This is a genomic window from Streptomyces sp. NPDC059003, from assembly GCF_042740445.1.
GTDB lineage: Bacteria > Actinomycetota > Actinomycetes > Streptomycetales > Streptomycetaceae > Streptomyces.
Map to the genome: position 1 here is coordinate 1 of NZ_JBHYJH010000095.1, position 23,027 is coordinate 23,027.

Annotated in this window: 18 protein-coding genes; 10 read left to right on the forward strand and 8 right to left on the reverse strand. The window is 72.6% G+C overall.

Annotated features, from left to right (window positions below; all coding sequences use genetic code 11):
• Window positions 1-151: 151 nt before the first annotated feature.
• The 5 genes from ACFWZ5_RS28470 to ACFWZ5_RS28490 form a co-directional block, all read right to left on the reverse strand.
• Window positions 152-1,462 (reverse strand): DUF58 domain-containing protein, encoded by a 1,311-nt coding sequence (locus ACFWZ5_RS28470; RefSeq protein ID WP_384801055.1) that lies wholly within the window; start codon window positions 1,460-1,462, stop codon window positions 152-154.
• Complete coding sequence (locus ACFWZ5_RS28475) at window positions 1,462-2,442, reverse strand: AAA family ATPase (RefSeq protein ID WP_384801052.1); 981 nt, start codon at window positions 2,440-2,442, stop codon at window positions 1,462-1,464. The genes ACFWZ5_RS28470 and ACFWZ5_RS28475 overlap by 1 nt, the downstream gene beginning before the upstream one ends.
• On the reverse strand, window positions 2,442-3,632 hold the full coding sequence (locus tag ACFWZ5_RS28480; protein ID WP_384801061.1) for a DUF4350 domain-containing protein: 1,191 nt from the start codon (window positions 3,630-3,632) through the stop codon (window positions 2,442-2,444). Before ACFWZ5_RS28480 ends, ACFWZ5_RS28475 begins: the two co-directional genes overlap by 1 nt.
• A gap of 431 nt (window positions 3,633-4,063) precedes the next feature.
• A complete protein-coding gene (locus ACFWZ5_RS28485; RefSeq protein WP_384801049.1) occupies window positions 4,064-4,846 on the reverse strand; it encodes a DUF4129 domain-containing protein in 783 nt (260 codons plus the stop codon).
• Window positions 4,847-4,850: 4 nt separating this feature from the next.
• The gene (locus ACFWZ5_RS28490; RefSeq protein ID WP_384801045.1) at window positions 4,851-6,254 is read right to left on the reverse strand and encodes a glycerophosphoryl diester phosphodiesterase membrane domain-containing protein; all 1,404 of its coding nucleotides are present in this window, start codon (window positions 6,252-6,254) and stop codon (window positions 4,851-4,853) included.
• A 221-nt stretch (window positions 6,255-6,475) separates the two neighbouring features.
• On the opposite strand from ACFWZ5_RS28490, the gene mtnA reads away from it, so the two are divergent.
• The 7 genes from mtnA (at window position 6,476) to ACFWZ5_RS28525 (ending at window position 15,473) form a co-directional block, all read left to right on the forward strand.
• Window positions 6,476-7,633, forward strand: a complete 1,158-nt coding sequence (gene mtnA, locus ACFWZ5_RS28495) for an S-methyl-5-thioribose-1-phosphate isomerase (RefSeq protein WP_384801042.1) — start codon at window positions 6,476-6,478, stop codon at window positions 7,631-7,633.
• A gap of 4 nt (window positions 7,634-7,637) precedes the next feature.
• Window positions 7,638-8,327 carry a two-component system response regulator MtrA gene (gene mtrA, locus ACFWZ5_RS28500; RefSeq protein WP_384801039.1) on the forward strand — a complete coding sequence of 230 codons (690 nt, stop codon included), beginning with the start codon at window positions 7,638-7,640 and terminating at the stop codon, window positions 8,325-8,327.
• Window position 8,328: 1 nt separating this feature from the next.
• The gene (mtrB, locus tag ACFWZ5_RS28505; protein WP_384801036.1) at window positions 8,329-10,428 is read left to right on the forward strand and encodes an MtrAB system histidine kinase MtrB; all 2,100 of its coding nucleotides are present in this window, start codon (window positions 8,329-8,331) and stop codon (window positions 10,426-10,428) included.
• A gap of 109 nt (window positions 10,429-10,537) precedes the next feature.
• Entirely contained in the window at window positions 10,538-12,304 is a 1,767-nt protein-coding gene (locus ACFWZ5_RS28510; protein ID WP_384801058.1) for an LpqB family beta-propeller domain-containing protein, read from the forward strand.
• A 217-nt stretch (window positions 12,305-12,521) separates the two neighbouring features.
• Window positions 12,522-13,511, forward strand: a complete 990-nt coding sequence (locus ACFWZ5_RS28515) for a ComF family protein (protein WP_384801033.1) — start codon at window positions 12,522-12,524, stop codon at window positions 13,509-13,511.
• Window positions 13,512-13,825: 314 nt separating this feature from the next.
• Entirely contained in the window at window positions 13,826-14,518 is a 693-nt protein-coding gene (hpf, locus tag ACFWZ5_RS28520) for a ribosome hibernation-promoting factor, HPF/YfiA family (protein WP_384801030.1), read from the forward strand.
• 211 nt (window positions 14,519-14,729) lie between these two features.
• The gene (locus ACFWZ5_RS28525) at window positions 14,730-15,473 is read left to right on the forward strand and encodes a response regulator (protein ID WP_384801028.1); all 744 of its coding nucleotides are present in this window, start codon (window positions 14,730-14,732) and stop codon (window positions 15,471-15,473) included.
• A gap of 30 nt (window positions 15,474-15,503) precedes the next feature.
• Here the strand turns inward: ACFWZ5_RS28525 and ACFWZ5_RS28530 are convergent, their stop codons facing one another.
• Window positions 15,504-16,748 carry a winged helix-turn-helix domain-containing protein gene (locus ACFWZ5_RS28530; protein ID WP_384801025.1) on the reverse strand — a complete coding sequence of 415 codons (1,245 nt, stop codon included), beginning with the start codon at window positions 16,746-16,748 and terminating at the stop codon, window positions 15,504-15,506.
• Window positions 16,749-16,950: 202 nt separating this feature from the next.
• On the reverse strand, window positions 16,951-17,529 hold the full coding sequence (locus tag ACFWZ5_RS28535) for a GNAT family N-acetyltransferase (protein WP_384797979.1): 579 nt from the start codon (window positions 17,527-17,529) through the stop codon (window positions 16,951-16,953).
• A gap of 250 nt (window positions 17,530-17,779) precedes the next feature.
• On the opposite strand from ACFWZ5_RS28535, the gene secA reads away from it, so the two are divergent.
• Window positions 17,780-20,635, forward strand: coding sequence for a preprotein translocase subunit SecA (secA, locus tag ACFWZ5_RS28540; protein WP_384797976.1), 2,856 nt, complete (start codon window positions 17,780-17,782; stop codon window positions 20,633-20,635).
• A gap of 124 nt (window positions 20,636-20,759) precedes the next feature.
• On the opposite strand, the gene ACFWZ5_RS28545 is transcribed toward secA, so the two are convergent.
• Window positions 20,760-21,242, reverse strand: a complete 483-nt coding sequence (locus ACFWZ5_RS28545; protein WP_384797973.1) for an Rv3235 family protein — start codon at window positions 21,240-21,242, stop codon at window positions 20,760-20,762.
• Between the two features lie 359 nt (window positions 21,243-21,601).
• On the opposite strand from ACFWZ5_RS28545, the gene ACFWZ5_RS28550 reads away from it, so the two are divergent.
• Together ACFWZ5_RS28550 and ACFWZ5_RS28555 are read left to right on the forward strand one after the other, a co-directional pair.
• Window positions 21,602-22,114, forward strand: a complete 513-nt coding sequence (locus tag ACFWZ5_RS28550; protein ID WP_384797970.1) for a DUF6912 family protein — start codon at window positions 21,602-21,604, stop codon at window positions 22,112-22,114.
• An 88-nt stretch (window positions 22,115-22,202) separates the two neighbouring features.
• Window positions 22,203-22,880, forward strand: coding sequence for an HAD family hydrolase (locus ACFWZ5_RS28555; RefSeq protein ID WP_384797967.1), 678 nt, complete (start codon window positions 22,203-22,205; stop codon window positions 22,878-22,880).
• The last annotated feature ends 147 nt before the right edge of the window (window positions 22,881-23,027 follow it).

Consider the following 23,027-nt stretch of genomic DNA (forward strand, 5'->3'; position numbering starts at 1 on the left):
GTACTGCAGGGGGGACCCTGTGGGAGAGTAGGACGCCGCCGAACTAAATTTGATAAAGCCTCAACCCCCGAGTTTCCACTCGGGGGTTGAGGCTTTTTTGCGTTTGTCGGCCCTTCAGGACTTCCAGCGTCATTTCGGAGCCGGAGGCATTTCAGAGGCGGCCCGCGGCCTTGAGGGACAGGTATGCGTCCGCCAGTGCCGGAGGCAGATCGTTCGGGGTGGCGTCCACGACGATGACGCCGTGGCGGGTGAGCTGTTCCGCCGTGCGATGGCGCTCCGCTTGGGCCTGGGCTGCGGCTGCGGCGTCGTACACCGCCTCTGTCGTGCCCCGTGAGCCGGCCATCTTGGTGATGTGTGGATCGGCCACCGATGCGACGAGAACCTTGTGGCGTTGGGTGAGGCGGGACAGTACGGGCAGCAGGCCCTCCTCAATGGGGGCCGCTTCGAGGCTGGTGAGGAGCACGATCAGGGCACTACGAGGCGCGGTGCGCAGCGCCGTGGCGGTGAGGCCACGGGCGTCCGTCTCGATGAGCTCGGGTTCGAGCGTTGCCAGCGCGTTGACGAGGGAGGGCAGGACGTCGCCCGCTGCCTTGCCCTGGACCAGGGCGCGTACACGGCGGTCGTAGGCGAGGAGATCGACGCGGTCGCCGGCTCGGGAAGCGAGGGCCCCGAGCAGGAGGGCGGCGTCCATGGAGGCGTCGAGGCGCGGGGCGTCGCCGACGCGGCCCGCCGAGGTGCGGCCGGTGTCGAGGACCAGAAGGATGTGGCGGTCGCGTTCGGGGCGCCAGGTGCGGACGGCGACGGAGGAGTGGCGGGCGGTGGCGCGCCAGTCGATCGAGCGGGTGTCGTCGCCAGGAACGTACTCGCGCAGGCTGTCGAACTCCGTGCCCTGACCGCGGAGCAGCACGCTGGTGCGGCCGTCGAGTTCGCGCAGGCGGGCCAGTTTCGACGGCAGGTGTTTGCGGCTGGCGAAGGGCGGCAGGACACGGAGCGTCCAGGGGACGCGGTGGCTGCTCTGGCGGGTGAACAGGCCGAGCGGGCCGTACGAGCGGATCGTGACGCGGTCGGCCTGGTGGTCGCCGCGGCGCGTGGGGCGCAGACGGGTGGTGAGGCGGCGGCGTTCGCCGGACGGGACGTCCAGGCGGTGCCGGGAGGCCGTGGTGTCGGTGCCGGGCTGCCAGCTACTGGGGGGCCAGGCGTCGCGGAGCTCGGCGCGCAGGGGGCGCTTGGTGGGGTTGGTGACGGTGAGCTGGATGTCCGCCGGTTCGCCGAGGCGTACGGAGGTGTCGCCGGAGCGGGTCAGGCCGAGGCGGCGTACGGGGGCGGCGAGCGCGAAGTCGCAGGCGCAGGCCAGCGCCAGCGGGGCGTTGACGGCGAGGAAGCCGGTCCAGCTGGGTTCCAGGATGCCGACGGGGAGGGAACCCAGGGCCGCCAGGAGGGCGGTGCGGCCGGTGAGGGCCATCAGCGGGGCACCGGGACGTGAGCGAGGACCGCGTTGATCACGGAGTCGGCCGTCACGCCCTCCATCTCCGCCTCCGGGCGCAACTGCACGCGGTGGCGGAGGGCGGGCAGGGCGAGGGCCTTCACGTCGTCGGGGATGACGTAGTCGCGGCCGGTCAGCCAGGCCCAGGCGCGGGCGGCGGAGAGCAGGGCCGTGGCGCCGCGGGGCGAGACGCCGAGGGTCAGGGACGGGGACTCGCGGGTGGCGCGGCAGATGTCCACTACGTAGGCGGTGACTTCGGGGGAGACCGCGGTCTTGGCGACGGCGGAGCGGGCCGCTTCGAGGTCCGCGGGGGTCGCTACGGGGCGTACGCCGGCGGCGCGCAGGTCGCGCGGATTGAAGCCTTCCGCGTGGCGCTGCAGAACGGCGATCTCGTCCTGGCGGGACGGCAGATGCACCGTCAGCTTGAGGAGGAAACGGTCCAGCTGGGCTTCGGGCAGGGGGTACGTGCCTTCGTACTCGACCGGGTTCTGCGTGGCGGCGACGAGGAACGGGTCGGGGAGCGGGCGGGCGGTGCCGTCGACGGTGACCTGGCGCTCCTCCATCGCTTCGAGGAGGGCGGACTGGGTCTTGGGCGGGGTGCGGTTGATCTCGTCGGCGAGGAGGAGGTTGGTGAAGACCGGGCCCGGCTGGAAGGAGAACTCCGCGGTGCGGGCGTCGTAGACGAGGGAGCCCGTGATGTCGCTGGGCATCAGGTCGGGGGTGAACTGGACGCGCTTGGTGTCGAGTTCGAGGGAGGCCGCGAGGGCGCGTACGAGGAGGGTCTTCGCGACGCCGGGGACGCCTTCGAGCAGGACGTGGCCGCGGCAGAGCAGGGCCACGACGAGGCCGGTGACGGCGGGGTCCTGGCCGACCACGGCCTTGGAGATCTCGGTGCGCAGGGCCTCGAGGGAGGAGCGGGCGCGGTCGGAGCTCCCGGCGTTGTCAGTGGTCGGGTCCATCATGAAGTACGTGCCTCACTTTCGAGGGCGTCGAGTTGGTCGGCGAGGGCGATGAGCCCTGCGTCGTCGCCGGGCGGCGGGCCGAAGAGAAGGGGGTGCAGGTCCTGGCCGGGCGTGCGGAGACGGCTGGTCAGGGCGGGCAGGAGCGCTTCGGGCGTGTGGGCCCGGGCGGTGGGGACGCCGACGAGGGGGGCGAGACGCATGCGGGTGGCGGAGCGAAGAGCCGCGGCGGCGCGGTCGCGGGCGTCGGCCTTGCGGTAGAGGCGGGCGCGGCCTTCGACGGTTTCGGAGGCGCGGATCGCGACGGGGAGTTTTTCGGGGACGAGTGGGCCGAGGCGGCGGGCGCGCCAGAGGGCGGCGAGCGCGGCGGCGACGGTCAGCTGCAGCGTGCCCCAGAGCCAGCCGGAGGGGATCAGGTCGAAGAAGCTGTCGTCGGCGCTTTCGTCCACCGCGTCGTCGGAGAGCGAGGGGAGGTACCAGACCAAGTGGGGGCGGGAACCGAGCAGTTGGAGGGCGAGCGAGGCGTTGCCGTGCTTGTCGAGGCGGTCGTTGTAGAGGATGTCGGGGGCGCCGAGGACCACGGTGTCGCCGCCCGGCTCTTCGGAGTCCGGTGTGCCGGTGTCCGGGCGCTCGGCCGGGAGGTGCAGGAGGCTGGGCAGGCCGTCGCTGACATAGCAGGACTCGGCGGCCGGGGCGAGCGTCTCGTAGCGGATGCCGCCGACGTCGGCGGGGCCCGCGCGGCGGGCGGCGGGCAGGGCGCAGTCGGGGGACAGCGTCGAGTCGAGGCTGGGCACGCCGTCCGCGGTGACCCCGGGGGCGAGCCGCGACACCGACGGGCCCCCGGGTGCGACCAGGACGGTGCGGCCTCCGGAGTCCTTGGTGGCGGCGTGGAGGCGGGACTGCTGGCGGTCGGTGAGCAGGTCCGGGTTGGCCACGAGGAGGGTGGTGTCCGGGCCGGCGGCGGACCGGGCCTCCTCGGTGGTGGTGACCACGCGCGTGGACACGCCCCGGTCGGCGAGGAGTTCGGACACGGCGCGGCTGCCGTAGGGGTCGGTGGAGCGCGGGTCGAGGCGGCCGTGCTGGGTGCCGGAGCGGACGGCGGCGATGACGATGCCCGCCACCAGGAGGATGACGAGTGCGAGGAGGATGCCCCGGGAGCGGGTCCACACCTGGCGCGGGGTGCGGGCCAGGGACGTCGCCGGGGGTGCAGCGGACGGCTGCGGCGGCGTCGGGGACGACGAGGGCGGGGGCTTGAGGAGTGTCGGCGAGGAGGGGCCGGGGGATGCGGGGGCCGCGGTGGGCGGCAGCGCGGGGGGTGTGCTCTGGCCGTGGCCCAGGGGTGCGGAGGCCGAGGTCGGCTGGGGTGCTGCGGCGGTGGGCGTTGTGGGTCGGGGGTGGTCGGGTGCCGTGGAGGCGGGGGGCGCGGGGTGGTGGGTCGGGCTGCCGGGGAGGGCCGGGGGTGCCGTGGGGGCGCTGGTTGGCTCGGGGGCGTCGGCGGGGTCGGTGGTTGGCTCGGGGGCGTTCCCTGGTGCGGTGGTCGGGTCCGGAGCGTTCGCGGGTGCGGTGGTCGGCTTCGGGGTGTCCGCGGGCGCGGTGGGCCTCTTCGGGTCCGTGGGGCCGGTCATCCGGTCGCTCCGTGGGAGCCGTGGGAGCTGTTGGCGGCCGTGCCGTGGGTGGTCGGGCTGTGGGCGGTGCTGGTGAGTGTCGGCCTGGTGCGGTCCAGGTCCTGGTCGAGCTCGGTGAGGCGGAGGTACGTGGGTTCGTCGCCGGCGCGGCCGCCGTATGTGACGTCGTCGAACTCCCGGGCCGCCGCGCGCAGTCGGTCCGCGTGCGCGGGCAGGGTGTGGCCCGCTTCCGCGGCCGCCTCGTCCGCGGTGCGGCCGGGGCGGGGGTCGAGGAGAGCGCGCTCCTCCAGTGAGCGGACGATGGCGCGCATCCGCTCCTGGACGGCCGGGCTCCAGTGGCCGTCGGCGGCGTGTGCCTCGGCGGCCGCGCGGTGCTCGGCGGCGCTGCGCGGGCGGTCCTCGAAGAGCGCAGACGACGTGCCGGGCGCACGGCGGGGCGTCCCCAGGCGCCACCACAGGGCGGCCAGGAGCGCCACCACCGCGACCACGATGACCAGCAGGCCGAGCCCGCCTCCCGGCGCCGCTCCGGAGGCGGCGTTGAACAGGTCGTCCACCCATCCCCAGAAGCGGTTCAGGGCCCGCTGGAGGAGGCCCGGGTCGTTCTCGTGGTACATCGGCTTGGACAGCTCGTCCTCGGCCGCCTCCCGCGCGGGGCCGCGCGGGACCGTCACCGGCGGTTCGTCCCCGGCGCGCGGCAGCGGCGCAGCCGCCCCGAAGCCGGTCCGCGGCAGCGGGATGACTGCGCCGAGCTCGGTGAGAACCGCCCCCGCCAGGGTCACCGCATCAGCTCCCCGGTGTGCCGGGCGCGTCGGACGGGCCGTGGCCCGGGACCCCGGCGGCGCGGGCCAGCTCGAGGTCGAGGGCCTCGCGGCGGATCCGCTGGTCGATGTAGAGGAGCACGGTGACGCCGGCGGTGATCGGGAACGTCAGCATGGAGCCGATCACCTGACCGACACCGCTGACGATCAGGAACGTCCAGCCGACGTCGCCGGAGCCGCTGTCCAGGACGCTGGAGACGCTGTCGCCGCTGAGCGCGCCCGCGATGATCGTGAACGGGATGACGATGATCGACGCGACGACGTTCGCGATGACCGCGGCGAGCAGCTGGATGCCGAAGACCCGCCACCAGGAGCGGCGGACCAGCTTCGTGGACCGGCTCAGCGACTTCTTCACGCCCTGCTTCTCCAGCATCAGCGCCGGGGAGGAGAGCGAGAGGCGGACCATCAGCCAGAGCGCGACGACGCCCGCGGCGAGCCCGCCGAGCACGGCGAGGCTGGCCCCGGCGTCGGTGGCCCCGGTGGCGGCGATCAGCGCGCCGGGCAGGATTCCGGCGGCGACGATGCCCACGGCGATGAGCGGAAGCAGCAGCGTCAGGCCGAGCAGCTTCGCCAGCTGCGGACGCGAGTCGTGCCAGGCCTCCGCCGTGGTCACCGACTTACCGAGCACGGCGCGGCTGGTGACCATGGTGAGCAGGGCTGTCGCGACGATCGTGCCGAGCAGCGTGATGACGAGCACGGCGCCGGAGCTCAGCAGTGTGTCGCCGAGGGCGCGGGTGACCTCGCCGAGGGTCGCGCTCGGGTCGTCCAGGGCCTCCGTGTCCGCGGTGTCGTTGAGGACCAGGCCCTGGAGGAGGACGGTGACGAGCTCCGTGACGACGGCGACGGTCAGCGAGATGCCGAGGACCGTGCGCCAGTGCGTGCGCATCGTGGAGACGGCGCCGTCGAGGATCTCGCCGACGGCCAGCGGGCGCAGCGGGATGACGCCGGGCTTCGCGGCGGCCGGCGGGCCCTGCCAGGCGCCCCAGCCGCGGTAGGGGCCTCCGGGGCCGCCAGGACCTCCTGGCCCCCCAGGGCCGCCCGGGCCGCCGGGACCACCGGGCCCCGTGGCGCCGCCCTGCCAGCCGCCCCAACCCTGACCCTGGCCGGGCGGTGCCGGCGGGGGCGGGCTCTGGCCGGGGCCTGCGGGGCCGGGCGCGGACCACTGGGCGGGCGGCGGCTGCTCCTTGGACCACTTCGGGCCCGGGCCGCTCGGCCGGTCCTCGGGGGCGGCGGACCCCTGCTGGCCGGACTGGTCCTTCTGACCCGACTGCTCCTGCTGACCGGTCTGGTTCTGCTGGCCGGACTCGTCGGAGTCGTGTCCGTCGGAGGGGGCAGATCCGGGCGAGGCCCAGCCCGGAGTGTCGTTCATCGTCGCTCCTTCACGGTGCCCGTCCGCGGTCGCGGCGGCGGGTTGGCTGCCATCGTGCCACGGGGTGGTGGCCCGGCGGCCAGGCGCGGTGCACCGGGAGCGGGAGGCACCGCATCCGTGACCCCGGGAGCGGGGGCCCTGAGGGCGGCGTACCTCCTTGTGCCTCCTCGCGGGGCCGGTACACCTTCTATTGTCCGACCGGTTCCGGGCAGACTGGGCGGATGGCTGATCAGTACGCGCAAACAGGCGAGGACGTACGGCCGACCGCGATCCCGGCGATTCCCGCCATCCGCTGGGACGAGCCACCCGAAGGGCCCGTGCTCGTCCTCCTCGACCAGACCAGGCTGCCGGGCGAGGAGAGCGAGCTGGTGTGCACCGACGCGCCCGCCCTCGTGCGGGCCATCCAGACGCTCGCCGTGCGGGGGGCGCCACTGCTCGGCATCGCCGGTGCGTACGGCGTCGCGCTGGCCGCCGCCCGCGGCTTCGACGTGGACGAGGCCGCCGAGGCGCTCGCGGGGGCGCGCCCCACCGCGGTCAACCTCGGCTACGGCGTGCGCAGGGCCCAGGCGGCGTACCGCGGCGCGGTGGCCAGGGGCGCCGACGAGCGGCGCGCGGCCGGGGCCGCGCTGGCCGCGGCGCGGGCCCTGCACAAGGAGGACGCCGAGGCCAGCGCGCGGATGGCGGTGCACGGCCTGGCGCTGCTCGACGAGCTGACGCCCGGCGGCGGTCACCGGATCCTTACGCACTGCAACACGGGGGCGCTGGTCTCCGGCGGTGACGGCACGGCGTTCGCGGTGGGCCTCGCGGCGCACAGGGAGGGGCGGCTGCGCAGGCTGTGGGTCGACGAGACGCGGCCGCTGCTGCAGGGTGCCAGGCTCACGGCGTACGAGGCGGCGCGCAACGGCATGCCGTACACGCTCCTGACGGACAACGCGGCGGGGTCGCTGTTCGCGGCCGGTGAGGTCGACGCGGTGCTGATCGGCGCCGACCGGATCGCGGCCGACGGTTCGGTGGCCAACAAGGTGGGGAGCTATCCGCTCGCGGTCCTCGCCCGGTATCACCACGTGCCGTTCATCGTGGTGGCGCCGGTCACGACCGTCGACCCGGACACCCCGGACGGCGCCTCCATCGAGGTCGAGCAGCGGGCCGGTCATGAAGTGACGGAGGTCACGGTGCCCTTCGCGCCGGTGGCGGGAGCGGAAACGGGAGGCGGGATCGCGGTGGCGCCCCTGGGCACGCAGGCGTACAACCCTGCTTTCGACGTGACGCCGCCCGAGTTGGTGACGGCCATCGTCACGGAGGAAGGTGTCGTGTCGCCAGTGACAGCTGAGGGCCTCGCAGAGCTGTGTGCCAGGTCACGCCAGGTAACGATTAGCTAATGGGATGATGTCAGGCATGAAGGGACGAGTCCTTGTCGTCGACGACGACACCGCACTGGCCGAGATGCTCGGGATTGTGCTGCGTGGTGAGGGTTTCGAGCCGTCGTTCGTAGCTGATGGCGACAAGGCGCTGGCCGCATTTCGGGAGGCGAAGCCCGATCTGGTGCTGCTCGACCTGATGCTGCCCGGTCGGGACGGCATCGAGGTGTGCCGCCTGATCAGGGCGGAGTCCGGCGTGCCGATCGTCATGCTCACCGCGAAGAGCGACACCGTGGATGTGGTGGTCGGTCTGGAGTCGGGGGCGGACGACTACATCGTCAAGCCGTTCAAGCCCAAGGAGCTGGTGGCCCGCATCCGTGCGCGGCTTCGCAGGTCCGAGGAGCCCGCTCCGGAGCAGCTGGCCATCGGTGACCTGGTCATCGACGTGGCCGGGCACTCCGTGAAGCGGGACGGGCAGGCGATCGCGCTGACGCCGCTGGAGTTCGACCTGCTGGTCGCGCTCGCCCGCAAGCCGTGGCAGGTGTTCACGCGCGAGGTGCTGCTCGAGCAGGTGTGGGGTTACCGGCACGCGGCCGACACCCGCCTGGTGAATGTGCATGTGCAGCGCCTGCGCTCCAAGGTCGAGCGGGACCCGGAGCGGCCGGAGATCGTGGTGACCGTCCGCGGCGTCGGTTACAAGGCCGGACCGAGCTGACATGTCCCGGAACAGTTCCTCTCCGGCGCCCGGCGATCCGGGAGCGCGGCCGGGGCGGACTGTGCGGCCGCAGCGGCGGGGCTCCCGGTTCGGAGCGCTCGTCGACAGTGGTCTGATGCTGCAGGGCGGGGTGCAGGGCAGCCCCGTCCTGCGGCTCTTCACGCGGTGGGTGCGGCGCCCGCTGCTGCCCGTCATGCGCCTGTGGCGGCGCAACATCCAGCTGCGGGTCGTCGTCACGACCCTGCTGATGTCGCTCGGCGTGGTGCTGCTCCTCGGCTTCGTCGTCATGAGCTCCGTGAGCAACGGCCTGCTCAAGGCGAAGGTGAACGCGTCCCAGAGCCAGGCCGACGGCGGCTTCCGGGTCGCCCAGGAGAAGGCCAACTCCGCCCGCCAGCCCGCGGCACAGGGCGACGGCACGGACGGCCCCACGGCGCAGAACGCCGCCGTATGGATGTCGGAGCTGGCCGAGCAGCTCGCGAGCGGCGGGCAGAACGCCTTCTACGTAGTGACGCTGAGCTCCTCCGCGGGCGAGGTCGGCAGCGTGCGCGGACCCCGCGCCTCCGGGGGCGTGGACCCGATCCAGAGCGTCCCCGAGGAGCTGCGCGACAAGGTCGACAGCGGCACGCTCGCGTACCAGAGCAATGCGCGCATCAGGTTCATCGACCACCGCGAGCCGCAGGCCGGCCTGGTCATCGGCAAGCAGCTCAGTGACCTCAACGGCGACTCGTACCAGCTGTACTACCTCTTCCCGCTGACGCAGGAGGAGGAGTCGATGCGCCTGGTGCGCGGCACGCTCGCGACGGCAGGGCTTTTCGTCGTGGTGCTGCTCGGCGCCATCGCGTGGCTGGTGGTGCGGCAGGTCGTCACGCCCGTGCGGATGGCGGCGGGGATCGCCGAGCGGCTGTCCGCGGGGCGTCTCCAGGAGCGCATGAAGGTCACCGGAGAGGACGACATCGCGCGCCTCGGTGAGGCCTTCAACAAGATGGCGCAGAACCTCCAGCTGAAGATCCAGCAGCTGGAGGAGCTGTCGCGGATGCAGCGGCGGTTCGTGTCCGACGTGTCGCACGAGCTGCGTACGCCGCTGACGACCGTGCGGATGGCGGCCGACGTCATCCATGAGGCGCGCGTGGACTTCGACCCGGTGACGGCGCGCTCCGCCGAGCTGCTCGCCGACCAGCTGGACCGCTTCGAGTCGCTGCTCGGCGACCTCCTGGAGATCAGCCGGTTCGACGCGGGCGCGGCGGCGCTGGAGGCCGAGCCGATAGACCTGCGCGAGGTGGTGCGCCGCGTGGTGGGCGGCGCCGAGCCGCTCGCGGAGCGCAAGGGCACCCGGATACGGGTCGTCGGCGACCAGCAGCCCGTGGTGGCCGAGGCGGACGCCCGGCGCGTGGAGCGGGTGCTCAGGAACCTCGTCGTCAACGCCGTGGAGCACGGCGAGGGCCAGGACGTCATCGTCAAGCTCGCGGCGGCGGGCGGCGCGGTCGCCGTCGCGGTGCGGGACTACGGGGTCGGCCTCAAGCCAGGCGAGGCCACGCGGGTCTTCAGCCGCTTCTGGCGTGCCGACCCGGCACGCGCGCGTACCACCGGTGGCACGGGCCTCGGCCTGTCCATCGCCCTGGAGGACGCGCGGCTGCACGGCGGCTGGCTGCAGGCGTGGGGTGAGCCGGGCGGCGGCTCGCAGTTCCGCCTGACGCTCCCGCGCACCGCGGACGAGCCGCTGCGGGGTTCGCCGATACCGCTGGAGCCCGACGACTCGCGGCGCCACCGCGGCCTGGACGCCGCGGGCCTGCCGCGCGGGGGCGGCGGCAAGCGCGCCACGGTGCCGCACCAGGCGCCCGAGCGGGTGCCCCCGCCCATGCCCGCCAAGGCGCCGATCGCGCCACGGCTCGCCCAGGCCACGGCCGTGGACGTGGATCCGACGGCGCTGCCGGGCAACGGCGCGCGGGTGGTGCCGCGGCAGCCGCGGGAGGACGAGACGGCTGCCGGTACGGACACGGATACGGAGACCGGCGCCAGCACCAGCACCAGTACGGGCGTCGAACCGGACGACGACGGTGGACCGGCGGCGGGCAGGGAAGAGGAGGCCTCGCGTGGGCGCTGAGAGGGAGAGGGGCGGGCACCCGCTGCGGGCCTCGACCGTGCAGGGCTCGGCCGTGCGGGCCTCGGCCGTGCTGGCCGCCTGCGGGGCGCTGCTCGCCGGATGCGCGTCCATGCCGGACGAGGGGAACCTGAAGAAGGTCGAGGCGTCGCAGCGGCCGGACTCGCAGTCCCAGGTGCGCGTGTACGCGCAGCCGCCCCAGGAGAAGGCGCAGGCCGTCGCCATCGTCTCCGGCTTCCTCGAAGCGCTGACGAGCGACGACCCGGACTTCGCGATAGCCCGGAAGTACCTGACGAAGGAAGCCGCCGAGACCTGGGACCCGGAGCACTCCACCACGGTGCTCGCGGACGGCCCGAACATGACCACCGACAACCTGGGCAACGACAGCGCGGGCGGGCGCACGTACTCGCTGACCGGCCGCCAGATAGCGACCGTCAACAAGCAGCACGCGTACACCCCCGGTGAGCGGCAGTACGTGAAGACCGTGCACCTCACGCTGCAGAACGGGCCGAACGGCCGCGAGTGGCGCATCGACCGGCCCCCGAAGGGCGTCGTGCTCGGCGCGTCGGACTTCGAGCGGAACTACCAGGCCGTCAACAAGTACTACTTCGCCACGCCCGTGCCGGGCTCCGAGGACCGCGGCAGCCACCAGCGGCGGCTCGTCGCGGACCCGATCTACGTGCGCCAGCGCATCGAACCGCTGACGGAGACGGTGAAGGCGCTGCTCCACGGGCCCACCAACTGGCTCAGGCACGTGGTCCGTTCGCGGTTCCCCTCGGGGGCGGAGCTCGCCCCGGACGCCAAGTCGCTGGCGCCCGACGACAAGAACAACCTGGTCGTGCCGTTGAACGCGCGCGCCGACCGGGTCGGTCAGGGCCAGTGCACCGAGATGGCCGCACAACTGCTGTTCACGCTCCAGGACCTGACGTCGTCCGGCGTCGAACAGGTGGAGCTCCAGCGGGAGAACGGCTCGCAGCTGTGCGTCCTGAACAAGGACCACGCCGAGTCCGTCGCGTCCCACCACAGCGCCGGCCAGCCCGGGTACCAGTACTTCCTCGACGAGGAGCGGCGCCTCGTGCAGATGCCGGGCAACACGGGCGGCAACGCACGCCCGGAGCCGGTGTCCGGGCCGTTCGGCGGCGCCGGGCAGCCGCAGCTGCGGTCGGCCGCGGTGTCGCGCGACGAGCGGCACGCGGCCGGGGTGTCCCGCGACGGGCGCAAGCTGTACACGGCGTCCCTGGTCGGCGACGGTTCGCTCGGCGCTCCCGAGCTGCGCTCCCGGTCCAAGTCGGACGGGGGCGGCCTGTCGACGCCCAGTTGGGACGGCAGGGGCGACCTGTGGGTGGCCGACCGCGACCCCAAGCACTCGCGGCTGCTGTGGCTGGACGGGGGCACGGGCGAGCCGGTGCAGGTCAAGGTCTCGGGCCTGGACGGGAACATCGAGGCGGTGCGGGTGGCGGCCGACGGCGTGCGCATCGCGCTCCTGGTGGAGAAGCGCGGCAAGACGTCCCTGCAGATCGGGCGGATCGACCGGCAGGGCGGCAAGGACGAGCAGCCCGACATCGCGGTCCTCGAACTGCGCGAGGCGGCACCGCAGATGGAGGAGGTCACCGCCATGTCCTGGGCCGGGCCGAGCCGCCTGGTGGTGGTCGGGCGCGAGTCCGGGGGCGTGCAGCAGATGCGGTACGTCCAGAGCGACGGTTCGGCGCTCGCGGGCGCGACCCTGCCCGGGCTCACGGGCGTGCGCGAGATCGCCGCGTCCGAGGACGAGGGGCAGCCGCTGGTGGCGCACTCGGACGACGGGATCGTGCGGCTGCCGTCGGGCGGGCAGTGGCAGACGGTGGTCAAGAACGGGTCGGCGCCGGTCTATCCGGGGTGAGCCGGGCGTTCGGCGGGCTGCCGCGGCCCGGCCCGGCTGGGTGCGGCCCGGCATGGCTGGGTGCGGCCCGGCATGGCTGGGTGCGGCGGGGGCGGCGGTCGGCCGCATGGGGCCTCAGCGCCGCGTCGCCGCAGCGCAGTTGGGCTGTTCCCGGTTATCCACAAGGGGTTATCCACAGGGGTGGCAGGGCGGCGCGCGCGTTGGCACAGTGGTGGACATGCGGGGGTGGTGGCAGGACCTCACGGATCTGGTGCTGCCGGCCGAGTGCGGAGGCTGCGGGACGCCGCGCGTGGCGCTGTGCGCTCGGTGCCGGACCGCTCTGTGCGGGGCCGGGCCGCGCAGGGTGCGGCCGGTGCCGGAGCCGCGAGGGCTGCCGGTGGTGTACGCGGCCGCGCCGTACGAGGGTGCGGTGCGGGCCGTGTTGCTCGCGCACAAGGAAAGGGGCGCGCTGGCGCTCGCCGGGCCGCTCGGCGAGGCACTGGCGGACGCGGTGCGGGCGGGGCTGCGCGAGGACCCGCCCGGAGCGCACGGCAGCGTGACCGGGCTCGGCGAAGTCGACGGGCTCGGTGAAGTCGACGGGGCCGATGGGTTCGCCGGACCCGCCGGACCCGCCGGACCCGCCGGATCCGCCGGTGCGGGCCGGGTGTTGCTGGTGCCGGTGCCGTCCGCGCGGCGTGCGGTGCGGGCGCGGGGGCACGACCCGGCGCGGCGGATCGCGCTGGCGGCGGCGGGCGAGCTGCGGCGCGGCGGGATTCCGGCGCGGGTGCTCGCCGTGCTGCGGCAGCGGCGCGCGGTCGCCGACCAGGCGGGCCTCAACTCCCGTGAGCGGCAGGCGAATCTGTCGGGAGCGCTGGAGGTCACCCCCGGTGCGGGGCGGCTGCTGCGGGGCGCGGACCGCGTCGTCGTGGTGGACGACCTCATGACGACGGGTGCCTCGCTCACGGAGGCGGTCCGCGCGCTCGATGGCGTACGCGGCGTACACAGGGAAGGAGACGAGAGCGGGCGCGAAGCAGCGCACCGGACCCACGAGAAGGCACAGAACGGGGCGGAGAACCAGACAAGGAACCAGCCAAGCCGCGGCGACGGGAACAGCGCCGTGGGCGCGGGCGGTAATGCCCTCGTGGCCAGCGCAATGGCACGTGGAAACACCGTCGGCGCGGCGGTCGTCGCCGCTTCACCGCATTCCTTCGAAATAAACCGGAACTGACTGAGAACTTTCATCGTTGCAGGTAGTGAGAGGGCTTAGCCACCCGAATGGAGGTACGTGCCAGTAGAGGGTGACGACATCCGTCCGGGCGAGATATGTTCGGTTGTGAGGAGTGGCGGAGAGCGCCCCTCGCATATCCGAATGCCGGTCCATGGGTTTTCTGCAATCACCCGGGACCGGTGGGGTGGAGATCTTGTCCACGGGGGAGGAGGAGGTGGAAGTCACCGAGTCCGAGACTCCGGGAGTTCCCGGAGTCTGGTGCAAGAGGGAGATGCTCCGCTGAAGTCGCGGAGCGATCCGGAACGGAGTTTTGCGTGGACATCGTCGTCAAGGGCCGCAAGACCGAGGTGCCCGAGCGGTTCCGCAAGCACGTGGCCGAGAAGCTGAAGCTGGACAAGATCCAGAAGCTCGACGGCAAGGTGATCAGCCTCGACGTCGAGGTGTCCAAGGAAACCAACCCGCGTCAGGCCGACCGTTCCGACCGCGTGGAGATCACCGTCCGTGGCCGTGGGCCCGTGATCCGTGCGGAGGCGTCGGCGTCGGACCCGTACGCGGCGCTCGACCTGGCCACCGCCAAGCTCGAGGCGCGACTGCGCAAGCAGCACGAGAAGCGGCACAACAGGCGTGGCACGGGCAGGCTCAGCGCCGCCGAGGTCGCCGCGGTCGTGCCGGACGCAGCGACTCTCAACGGCGACGGCAGCGTGGCCGTGGACGAAGAGCCCCAGGGCGTGCCGACCACCAGGATCGGCTCGCTGGAGATCCAGGGCGAAGGCCCCCTCGTGGTCCGCGAGAAGACGCACGTGGCGGCACCCATGTCGCTGGACCAGGCGCTGTACGAGATGGAGCTCGTCGGCCACGACTTCTATCTGTTCATCGACTCCGAGACCAAGGAACCGAGCGTCGTCTACCGACGCCACGCATACGACTACGGCGTCATCCACCTCAACGCCGACCCCATGGTCGCCAAGCCCCAGTCGGTCGGCGGGGGCGGTGCTCTCGGCGGCTGACGCCCCTTCGTGGAGCGCATGGGCAGGTGCCCCTCGAGCGCGTGTGCGCCCCCAGGGGCACCCCCGTGCGACCAGTGGGCGCGCGACTCGGCGGCCGGGCATGAAATCATGGGCGCGAAAGCCCAACCCGCTTGACTCTGCCTAGGGTTGGTGCAGCCAAGGCAGGCGCGCCATGGCAAGACGACGGCCCTGGCCCCCAGGGGGAGGAACGATGGCGGACAGCTTCGGACCGATGCGGAACGACGGTGCCCCGGACGGCATCGGCATCGGCACGGACGCGGGCGCCCCGCGCAAGGAGCCCATCAGGGTCCTGGTCGTGGACGACCACGCCCTCTTCCGTCGCGGCCTTGAGATCGTTCTCGCCGCCGAGGAGGACATCCAGGTCGTCGGTGAGGCGGGCGACGGCGCGGAGGCGGTGGACAAGGCCGCCGACCTGCTGCCGGACATCGTCCTGATGGACGTGCGGATGCCCAAGCGCGGCGGCATCGAGGCGTGCACCTCCATCAAGGAGGTGGCCCCCAGCGCGAAGATCATCATGCTGACGATCAGCGACGAGGAGGCCGACCTCTACGACGCGATCAAGGCCGGGGCCACCGGTTATCTCCTGAAGGAGATCTCCACGGACGAGGTGGCCACGGCGATCCGGGCGGTGGCCGACGGGCAGTCGCAGATCAGCCCGTCGATGGCGTCGAAGCTGCTCACCGAGTTCAAGTCGATGATCCAGCGCACCGACGAGCGACGGCTCGTGCCCGCGCCCCGGCTGACCGACCGGGAGCTGGAGGTCCTGAAGCTGGTCGCCACGGGGATGAACAACCGCGACATCGCCAAGGAGCTGTTCATCTCCGAGAACACCGTGAAGAACCACGTGCGCAACATCCTGGAGAAGCTGCAGCTGCACTCCAGGATGGAGGCCGTGGTGTACGCGATGCGGGAGAAGATCCTCGAGATCCGCTAGCCAATCCGGCGGCCGTCCGGGACGGTCCGGTCAGCCGAGGGCGCGGACCAGGTCCGCCGTCAGCTCCTTGCGGTCCACGCGCTCTATGCGTACGGAGTCGCAGCCCACCCACTCGGCCGCCTCGACGAGCGCCTGGGCCACGGCGGCCACCGCCTTCGGGCCTTCGAGCGACACCTGCTTGGCCACCAGCGTGGTGCCCTCGCGGGCGGGGTCGACGCGGCCCACCAGGCGGCCGCCTGCGAGGACCGGCATCGCGAAGTAGCCGTGGACGCGCTTCGGCTTCGGGACGTACGCCTCCAGGCGGTGCGTGAAGCCGAAGATCCGCTCCGTGCGCGCCCGCTCCCAGATCAGGGAGTCGAAGGGCGAAAGGAGCGTCGTGCGATGGCGGCCGCGCGGGGGAGCGGCGAGCGCCTCGGGGTCCGCCCAGGCGGGCTTGTCCCAGCCCTCGACCGTCACCGGCACCAGGCCCGAGTCCGCGACCACGGCGTCGAACTGCTCGCCCTTCAGGCGGTGGTAGTCGGCGATGTCGGCGCGCGTGCCGACGCCGAGGGCCTGGCCGGCCAGGCGGACCAGGCGGCGCACGCACTCCGCGTCGTCCAGGTCGTCGTGCAGCAGGGCGTCGGGGACGGCGCGCTCCGCGAGGTCGTACACCCGCTTCCAGCTGCGGCGCTCGACGCACACCACCTCGCCGTACATCAGCGCGCGCTCGACGGCGATCTTGGAGTCGGACCAGTCCCACCACTCGCCCTTGTTCTTCGCGCCGCCCAACTCCGTGGCCGTCAGGGGCCCTTCGGCGCGGAGCTGCTTGATCACCTGGTCGTACGCGCCGTCGGGCAGGTCGTGGTGCCAGTGCGGGCGGGCGCGGTAGGCGCGGCGGCGGAAGGCGAAGTGGGGCCACTCCTCGATGGGGAGGATGCAGGCGGCGTGCGACCAGTATTCAAAGGCGTGTGTGTCTGTCCAGTACGCCTGTTCCACCGTCTTGCGGCCGACGGCGCCCAGGCGGGCGTACGGGATCAGCTCGTGCGAGCGGGCCAGGACCGAGATCGTGTCGAGCTGCACCGCGCCCAGGTGGCGCAGGACGCCGCGGACGCCCGACCTGCGGTCCGGGGCGCCGAGGAAGCCCTGGGCGCGCAGGGCGATGCGGCGGGCCTCGTCGGCGGACAGGGCGGTGGCGGGGCGCGGGGTGTGCGGGGCGCTTGGCGTGCGTGCGCCTGTGCGCGTGCGCGTGCGCGTGCCCGTGCGCGTGCTCGTCGTCGTCCTCGTGCTCGTCGTCATGTTCGGAACGATAGGGGGAGGGTCTGACAGTGCGGAGGTGTGGTGCGGGGGTGTGGTGCGGGTGGGTGGGCCCTCGCGGGGCGCCCCAGGCCCGCCCCTTCACCGAAACCAGGGGGCTTCGCCCCCTGGGACCCCCTTATCGGCGCTTCGCGCCTCGCCCTCAAACGCCGGGCGGGCTGGAATGACGGGCTGGAATGGCGGGCTAGACGCTCGCTGGGTTCGGTAGGTACGGCTGGTATGAGGTGAGGCCGATGTCCGAGGGGAGGAGGGCGCCGATCCAGCAGTCGCGGAGGGTGCCCTTGTTCAGGAGGCCCGCGCGGAGTACGCCCTCGATGGTGAAGCCCGCCTTCTCGGCGACCGCGCGGGAGGCGTGGTTGCCCACCTCGGCACGCCACTCCAGGCGCGTGCAGCCCAGGCGCTTGAACGCCCAGTGGGCGAGGGCCCGGACCGTCTCCGTCGTATAGCCGTTGCCCCGGTGCTCCTTGCCGGTCCAGAAGCCGATCTCCCAGGCGCCCGCGCGCGGGTGGTGCAGGCTGGCCGCGGCGAGCAGCGGGCCGCCCGCGCGCGGACGCACGGCGAAGGTGTACTCCACGTCGTGCCGCCAGCCGTCCGGGACCATGCGGCCGGTGAAGCCCTCGGCGTCCACGCGCGCGTACGGGGAGGGGATCGTGGTCCAGCGCTGGATGTCGGGGTCCTGGCACGCCGCGTACACCTCGTCCGTGTCGTCGGGCGTGAAGGTGCGCAGCAGCAGGCGTTCGGTGGTCAGGGTCACGGGCTCCATCGGCTGATTCTGCGGGGGCGGAGCGGAGGGGCGCCAGCCGTTTGCGGGGGCCGTCGCCCCAGGGGGTGGCCGCGGTCGCTCGGGTGCCCGGATCTTGTCCGGATCCCGCCGGATGCGGCACCTTCCCGGGGGCCCGTCCGTTGACGTACTGGCAGACCTCCCGGCGCGGCCGGGTCCTCGCATACGATGGCCGTTGCCCGACGAGTAAAACCGACCGTGCCAGGCCCGACCGGCAAGGAGACCAACCCCCGTGTCCGTCCTCTCGAAGATCATGCGTGCAGGCGAAGGCAAGATCCTGCGCAAGCTGCACCGCATCGCGGACCAGGTCAACTCCATCGAAGAGGACTTCACCGCCCTCTCCGACGCCGAGCTGCGCGCGCTGACGGCGGAGTACAAGGAGCGCTACGCCGACGGCGAAACGCTCGACGACCTCATGCCGGAGGCGTTCGCGACCGTGCGCGAGGCCGCCAAGCGCGTCCTCGGCCAGCGCCACTACGACGTGCAGATCATGGGCGGCGCCGCCCTGCACATGGGTTATGTCGCGGAGATGAAGACCGGTGAGGGCAAGACGCTGGTCGGCACCCTGCCCGCGTATCTGAACGCACTGTCGGGCAAGGGCGTGCACCTGATCACGGTCAACGACTACCTGGCCGAGCGCGACTCCGAAATGATGGGCCGCGTCCACAAGTTCCTCGGCCTGACCGTCGGCTGCATCCTGGCGAACATGCCGCCCGCGCAGCGCCGCGAGATGTACAACTGCGACATCACGTACGGCACGAACAACGAGTTCGGCTTCGACTACCTCCGCGACAACATGGCGTGGTCGAAGGACGAGCTGGTGCAGCGCGGCCACAACTTCGCGATCGTCGACGAGGTCGACTCGATCCTCGTCGACGAGGCCCGTACGCCGCTGATCATCTCCGGCCCCGCCGACCAGGCCACCAAGTGGTACGGCGACTTCGCCAAGCTGGTCACCCGCCTCACCAAGGGCAAGCCCGGCGAGCCCCTGAAGGGCATCGAGGAGACCGGGGACTACGAGGTCGACGAGAAGAAGCGCACGGTCGGCATCCACGAGTCCGGCGTCGCCAAGGTCGAGGACTGGCTGGGCATCGACAACCTCTACGAGTCGGTGAACACCCCGCTCGTGGGGTACCTGAACAACGCCATCAAGGCCAAGGAACTCTTCAAGAAGGACAAGGACTACGTCGTCATCGACGGCGAAGTCATGATCGTCGACGAGCACACGGGCCGTATCCTCGCGGGCCGCCGCTACAACGAGGGCATGCACCAGGCGATCGAGGCGAAGGAAGGGGTGGACATCAAGGACGAGAACCAGACGCTCGCCACGATCACCCTCCAGAACTTCTTCCGCCTCTACAAGCGCCAGGACCACCAGGGCAAGGAAGTCCCCGGCCTCTCCGGGATGACCGGTACGGCCATGACCGAGGCCGCCGAGTTCCACCAGATCTACAAGCTCGGCGTCGTCCCGATCCCGACGAACCGGCCGATGGTCCGCAAGGACCAGTCCGACCTGATCTACCGCACCGAGGTCGCCAAGTTCGCCGCCGTGGTCGACGACATCGCGGAGAAGCACGAGAAGGGCCAGCCGATCCTCGTCGGCACGACGTCGGTCGAGAAGTCCGAGTACCTCTCGCAGCAGCTGTCCAAGCGCGGCGTCCAGCACGAGGTGCTCAACGCCAAGCAGCACGACCGGGAGGCGACGATCGTCGCCCAGGCCGGCCGCAAGGGTGCCGTGACCGTGGCCACGAACATGGCCGGCCGTGGTACGGACATCAAGCTCGGCGGCAACCCCGAGGACCTCGCCGAGGCCGAGCTGCGCCAGCAGGGCCTCGACCCCGAGGAGCACATCGAGGAGTGGGCGCACGCGCTGCCCGCCGCCCTCGAGCGGGCCGAGCAGGCCGTCAAGGCGGAGTTCGAGGAGGTCAAGGACCTCGGCGGGCTCTACGTCCTCGGCACCGAGCGGCACGAGTCGCGGCGCATCGACAACCAGCTGCGCGGCCGCTCCGGCCGCCAGGGCGACCCGGGCGAGTCCCGCTTCTACCTGTCGCTCGGCGATGACCTGATGCGCCTGTTCAAGGCCCAGATGGTCGAGCGCGTCATGTCGATGGCGAACGTCCCCGACGACGTACCGATCGAGAACAAGATGGTCACGCGCGCCATCGCGTCCGCCCAGTCGCAGGTCGAGCAGCAGAACTTCGAGACCCGCAAGAACGTCCTGAAGTACGACGAGGTCCTCAACCGCCAGCGCGAGGTCATCTACGGCGAGCGCCGCCGCGTCCTGGAGGGCGAGGACCTGCACGAGCAGATCCAGCACTTCATGGACGACACCATCGACGCGTACGTCGCGGCGGAGAGCGCCGAAGGCTTCGCCGAGGAGTGGGACCTCGACCGCCTGTGGGGCGCCTTCAAGCAGCTCTACCCGGTGAAGGTCACCATCGAGGAGCTCGAGGACGAGGTCGGCGACCGCGCGGGCCTGACCGCCGAGTTCATCGGCGAGGCCGTCAAGGAGGACATCCACCAGCAGTACGAGGCCCGTGAGGCGCAGCTCGGCTCCGAGATCATGCGTGAGCTGGAGCGCCGCGTGGTCCTCTCCGTCCTCGACCGCAAGTGGCGCGAGCACCTCTACGAGATGGACTACCTCCAGGAGGGCATCGGCCTGCGCGCCATGGCGCAGAAGGACCCGCTGGTCGAGTACCAGCGCGAGGGCTTCGACATGTTCAACGCCATGATGGACGGCATCAAGGAGGAGTCCGTCGGCTATCTGTTCAACCTGGAGGTCCAGGTCGAGCAGCAGGTCGAGGAGGTCCCGGTCGAGGACGCCGCGCCGTCGCTCTCGAAGGACGGCGTCCAGGACGCGGTCCCGGCGGGTGCGGCCCGCCCGGAGATCCGCGCCAAGGGCCTCGACGCCCCGCAGCGCCCCGACCGCCTGCACTTCCAGGCGCCGAACGCCGAGGGCGGTGTCGACGAGGGTGACTTCACGACCTCCGACCAGCCCGCGGGCGGCGCGGCGCCGTCGAACGGCGACGGCCTGACCCGCGCGGAGCGCCGCAAGGCGCAGAAGGGCGGGCGGCGCCGCAAGAAGTAGCGGTTGCGGGCCTCGCGGCCCGGGGCTGCTGCGGGCCTCGCGGCCTGGGGCGGGTCGAGCTCGCCGCATCGTTTGCTGTCACTGGAGGGCCGGGCACTGGGGTGTCCGGCCCTCCGGTGTGTGTTCAGGCGTCGCGGGCGTCCACCTCCACGGCCGTGCAGCGCCAGCGTTCGTCGTCGCCCTTGTGGAGGCGGAACGCCAGGGCCCGCAGGGCCTGGCCCGCGCCGACGCGAGCGAAGACCTCGAAGACGCCGGGGCGCACCTCGTAGTGGCCGACGCGCTGGACCGCGGGCCGGTGGCCGCCGACGGAGCGCAGCGGAAGCAGCTCGGCGAGGTGGACCAGGTCGTCGTACGCGGTGTGGGCGATGTGGCGGGCCACCGCGTGGACGGGGCGCTGGCCGCTGAGCACCAGTAACAGCAGCTCGGTGAAGAGCTCGGCGGGGTGCGGGGGCGGCTGCGCGGGGATTCTCAGCGACCGCGTGCCGGGGCGGCGCGGATCGCGGCGGCCGGGCGGCCGGCCCGCGGGCGGCCGGGTGCCCGCGGGGTGGCGGGGCCTGGTCAGGATCTTCGGGAGGGGGCGCGCGGTCGGGGTGGGCTCGGCGGGCACGGTGGGGCCTCCGTTCGGGGCGCGGTCGGATACCGAGGGGTAACTTGCGCTGAGGATCTTGTACGGCCGCCGGGGCGGCGGTGGCAACGTTCGGCGAGGCGGGGCGGAGGCGTCGGCGGGGTTCACTCATCAGGGTGGCGAGGGGTGCCGTCGGGCCCGGGATGCCGGGGCGGGGGCGGGTGACGGCCCGTACCGGAGTGGACGGGGCCGTGGGCCCCGGCAGCACCTCGAAGGGGGACGCGCGCACGTATCCTGAAGGCCCGTCCCGGGAGTCCTGGAGACCCCGGAGCGCACCCCGGCCACGACCACCACGACGGCCACGACGACCCTGCCGACCAAGACGACGAAAGCGGCCAGCCATGCGCGTGTACGTACCCCTCACTCTGCCCCGTCTCGCGCAGGCGCACGGGGCGGGTGAGCTGGGCCCCGGGCCGTTGACCGCGTACGCCGTCACGCCCGCGCTGCGCGAGTGGTACGTGTCGGACGACATCGAGGAGCTGGAGTACGCGGCCCTCAACCGGGCGGCGCTCGCCTCCCTGCGCCTCCTCGCGGGCGAGCCGGACGCCCCGCGGCGGCGCGTCGTCCTCGCCGCCGACGTGCCGGACAGCGCCGCCGTCGCCGACCCCGACCGCGGCCTCGACCAGAGCACGCTCGGCGAGGTGCGCGTCGCGGGCCCGCTGCCGCTGGCCAAGGCGGCCGCGGTGCACGTGGACGCCGGGGACGCGGAGACGGACGTCGCCGCGGCGGCCGCCGCGCTCGGTGCGGCGGACCGGGGGGACGACGACGCGCAGTTCGTCGTCGACGGGTCCGAGGACCACGAGCTGCTCTGGTATGCGACGCAGGAGATCCCGAACCTGGTGGGGACCGAGTAGCGGGTGAGCTGAGCCGGGCCAGGGCGCTGACCTGGGCCTGAGTGATATTCGGGGCGGGTTGTCAGTGGGGCCCGGTACGGTTTTCGGTATGGGGAAGCTGCAGCGCGGGGCGCACGGGGCCCACATCGTGTGGGACTGGAACGGGACACTTCTGCACGACATCGACGCCGTGATCGGCGCGACGAACGCGTCGTTCGCGGAGATAGGTCTGGAGCCGATCACGCTCGAGCGGTATCGCGAGCTGTACTGCGTGCCGGTCCCGCGGTTCTACGAGCGGCTGATGGGGCGGCTGCCCACCGAGGACGAGTGGCTCGTGATGGACGCGGTCTTCCACAAGCACTACGGGGCGCGGGTGGACGCGTGCGGGCTCGCCGAGGGCGCGGCGGAGCTGCTCGCCTCGCGGCAGGCGGCCGGGCGGACGCAGTCCCTGCTCTCGCTCGCGCCGCACGAGCAGCTGGTGCCGCTGGTGCGGCGGCACGGGATCGCGGAGCGGTTCGTACGGATCGACGGGCGCACGGACGCGTCGCACGCCGGGAAGGCCGAGCGGATGGTGCGGCACCTCGGGGAGCTGGGTGGGATAGCCGCCGAGCGGGTCGTGGTGATCGGGGACGCGGTGGACGACGCGGTTGCGGCGGAGCGGGTGGGGGCGCGGGCCGTTCTGTACACGGGGGGTTCGCACAGCCGGGGCAGCCTTGAGGTCGCCGGGGTGCCGGTCGTCGACAGCCTGGGGGAGGCGGTTGATATGGCGGAGGCCCTGGTCGCGTAGGCCCGCTGGACCTCGGAGCGGCGGCGCCCGTCGGGTGGGGGGCGTAGTCGTTCCGGCACCGGTCCCATGGGGCTGTGCCCACCCGTCCCGCCCTGCGGGACGATTGCCCACAGCCGCGGCGGCAGCACGCGGGATCGCCCACAGCCG